General features: G+C 61.7%; 3 protein-coding genes. All 3 read left to right on the forward strand.

Annotated features, from left to right (window positions below; all coding sequences use genetic code 11):
* On the forward strand, nucleotides 1-233 hold a 233-nt coding region (locus H5U38_16270; protein ID MBC7188581.1), incomplete at its 5' end, for a hypothetical protein.
* A 50-nt stretch (nucleotides 234-283) separates the two neighbouring features.
* A complete protein-coding gene (locus H5U38_16275; protein ID MBC7188582.1) occupies nucleotides 284-730 on the forward strand; it encodes a SoxR reducing system RseC family protein in 447 nt (148 codons plus the stop codon).
* A gap of 7 nt (nucleotides 731-737) precedes the next feature.
* The coding region (gene porU, locus H5U38_16280; protein ID MBC7188583.1) for a type IX secretion system sortase PorU at nucleotides 738-3,608 on the forward strand (2,871 nt) is incomplete at its 3' end.

Below are 3,608 nucleotides of genomic sequence, written 5' to 3' on the forward strand. Positions count from 1 at the left end.
CGTTCATCGATACCGTCAAGGTAGATCTCGGAGAGGGGCTTTTCGATTACGAAGGGGTCTTTATCCGCGCGCCGAAGATTATCGGCCTCGGCGAAGGCGTGCGGCCCCTGGCCTGGCATGGCGACGACGTGGTCATGGCTGAGCAAGGGAACATCCTGGCGGCGAGCTTTCATCCCGAGTTGACCGAGGACACGCGCATCCACGAATACTTTGTGCGGAAGACTACCAGGTAGCACAGCCAAACGAGCGGGGAAGCCAGCTTTTCGAGAAGAGAGAAACGCAGATGCGTGAATGTGGACAAGTGGTGGCCGTCGCTGGCGAGTTTGCCCAGGTGAAGGTGGTACGCGGCGACAAGTGCGGGGAATGCCGGGTGTGCCAGGCTCTGGGCGAGGGCAGCGGTCTGATGGAGGCGCGCAACACCATTGGCGCGGCGGTTGGCGACATGGTGGAAGTCGAGGTGAGCCCGAAGGTCGTGGTGGGCCACTCGTTCCTGGTCTTCATCTTTCCACTGGTTCTCTTCCTTGTGGGCTATGTCCTCGGTCGCTTAACTCCGTGGCCTCGCTTCATCAACGCCGAGGCGCGGGGGATCATCGCTGCCTTTGTCAGCCTCGGTGTGAGTTTTCTCCTGATTCGGGCCTACGACCGGCGCTTTGCGCGTGCAGGCAGGGGCGGACCCGAGGTGGTGAGCTTTGCCGCGCCGCCCTTGCACGATGTATGGACTGCCAACTGAGCCGGGGGTGAAGGTGCAGAAAACGAGCCGACATTATCCCCTTGTGCTGGGGGCTTTGCTCTGCCTGATGCTCGCCCTGCACGACCGCCCGCCACTGACGGCGGAGGATGGCTCGGATCGCGACGTGCTCGTTGTGACTCATCCCGACGGCCTCACTCTCACCTTCTCGCCGCGCGAATGGTCCATGTCGAAAGTGGTAAAAGACCGAAAGGAATACACAGTCATCTCTTTTCGCGATGCCCAGCCGGTGGGCGAGGAGGGAGCACCGCAACTGCCGGCGCGCGCCTTCGTGGTAGGCATTCCGCTCACCGGGGAGGTCACCGCCAGCGTGACAGAGGCGCGCTACGAAGAACTGCCGTGTGGAGAACTACTGCCGCGGCCTTACCTCCGCCGCGACGAGGAAGGGTTGCTACAAGAGCACTTTGCGCCCGACAGTGCTATCTACGCCGCAGCCGAAGTGTGGCCGTCTTCCCCGGTTGTCGTCTCGAATCCGGCTATGGTTCGGCAGCAGCGCGTGGTCAAGGTCACCTTGGTGCCCGTGCAGTATTTGCATGCCGCACAGCGGATCAGACGCTACGACCGCATCTCGGTGCGGCTGCGCTTTCAGGGCGATCTGCAGGAGGCCCGAGGTTCCAGCGTGGCCCAGCCGCGGGAAGAGGACCTCTATCGGGAACTTCTGGTCAACTATGAGCAGGCACGGGCGTGGCGAAAGGCACGTGAGCGGCGCACGGCTGCACTGCGCAGACGTGCAGCTGACGGCCCTTGGTACAAGATCGTCGTTCGGGAGGATGGTGTCTACCGCATTGATGGGGCACGGCTGGCGGCGGCTGGCGTGAACCTGGCCAGCATTGACCCGAAGACCTTGCGCTTGTTCAACAACGGAGGCAAAGAACTCCCTCAGGCCCTCACGGCTCCCCGTCCGGACAGCCTCATCGAAACCCCGATCCTCGTCTTCGACGGCGGCGACAATCGATTTGATAGCAATGACTACCTACTCTTCTACGGCAAAGGGGTGCAGGGCTGGACCTATGATGCCACTTCGGGGGACTGGAGTCACTACATCAACCGCTACACCCAGGAGAATGTCTATTGGCTCACCTGGGGCCAGGGCGTTGCTGGTAAGAGGGTGGCAAGCGTTCCCTCGCCTTCTGCCGTGGGCGCTCACGAGGTCACGAAGTTCACCGACCACTTTTTCCTCGAACAGGACCTCCACAACCCCTTCGGCAGCGGCCTCCTCTGGTTCGGCGCCCTGCTGACTCACGGCGACACGCGCACGTACAAGGTCGAACTCCCCAACGCGGTGGCAGAGGACACGGCCCGGTTTGTGTTTAATGTGGTGGCTGCTTCCGTGGGCCAACACACTTTCACCTTTACGGCCAATGGCGTGTCCCTTGGCAGCACCAGCCTGACCAATTTCGTGAAAGAGACAGTGCGCATCACGCAGTGGGGGGTGACCAGCAACGGGAAGCTGGTCAGCGGGAGCAATGCGATCGCTGTGCGCCTTACCGGGGCAACAGCCATCGCCCAGGGGTATCTAGACTGGTTCGAGATCCACTATCCACGCTCACTGGTGGCGGTGAATGACCAACTCCTCATCTATGCGCCGCCAGGAGAGGAAGTCCAGCGGTTTGCGGTGCGGGGTTTTGGTCAGGGCGAGGTCGTGGTGCTGGATGTGTCGGACTTTTGGAACGTCCGGCGCATCGAACCGCTGAGCGTGAGTGCTGGCACCGTCACCTTTGCCGATTCGGCACGCATGCCCGACGGCAGACGCTACTTCGTGTTTGCCACGTCAGCGGTACGGACGCCGGTTTCCATCCGCGAGGACGCAGTCTCCAACCTCCGCGACCCGCAGAATGGCGCTGAATTCGTGATTATCACCCACGATGACTTTTACCAGCAGGCCATGCAGCTCAAGAGCCTGCGCGAGACGTGGAACGCGGCGGCGCGGATGACCACCCAGGTGGTGCGCATCAGCGACGTCTTCGATGAGTTCTCATGGGGCCTGCCCGACCCTACCGCCATCCGGGACTTTTTGCGGTATGCCTACCACAACTGGGCACAAGCGCCCACCCACGTCTTGCTCCTCGGGGACGGCGACTATGACCACCGCAACCTCATCACCCAGGCGGACGCAAACTGGATTCCGCCGTATGAGAACAGCCACACCGTTAAGGACCACTCCATTACCTCGGACGACTGGTTTACCTACGTCTCGGGCAACGACGAGCAGCCGGACCTGGCCATCGGTCGTTTGACGGCGCGGTCACCAGCAGAAGCCCAGGAGATGGTGAACAAGGTCATTGCCTATGAGACCAACCCCCTCTACGGCGACTGGCGGAACAGCGTGACCATGGTGGGCGACGATGAGCTCGTGCTCGGCGGAGCGGGAAACGAGCTGATGCACACCCAGCAGGCGGAATCCCTCGCCGAGGAGGCCATACCCAAGTCGTTCGACGTGAACAAGGTCTACTTGGTGGAGTACCCGGCCGTGCGCAGCCCCGCAATCTCCGGGGTGATCAAACCTGCTGCGAACCAAGCTCTGCTGGATCAGATCAACAGGGGCAGCCTGCTCATTAACTTCGTGGGTCACGGCAACCCGGAGTTGTGGACGCACGAACGGGTGCTCAACTTGCCAGTCGATTTTCCCAAGATCCAGAATGGGCAGAAGTTCGGCTTGTGGATCGCCGCCACCTGCAGTTTTGGCCGCTTTGACGACCCCTATGAGCAGAGCATGGCCGAAGAGCTTGTTGCCGCCGAGGGCAGGGGGGCCATCGCCGTGCTCGCTGCTGCCCGCGACGCCTGGTCACAGCAGAACGCCGATTTGAACAAGCGCTTTTTGGTGAGGCTGTTTGCCAACTACGCAGCCAGGGGCACGGTA

The sequence above is a fragment of the Calditrichota bacterium genome (genome assembly GCA_014359355.1).
Taxonomy (GTDB): Bacteria; Zhuqueibacterota; Zhuqueibacteria; order JANLFK01; family Oleimicrobiaceae; genus Oleimicrobium.

Bases quoted from the DNA above. Each gene is read 5' to 3' on its own strand.
- H5U38_16275 (MBC7188582.1), top strand. From the start codon at position 284: ATGCGTGAATGTGGACAAGTGGTGGCCGTCGCTGGCGAGTTTGCCCAG.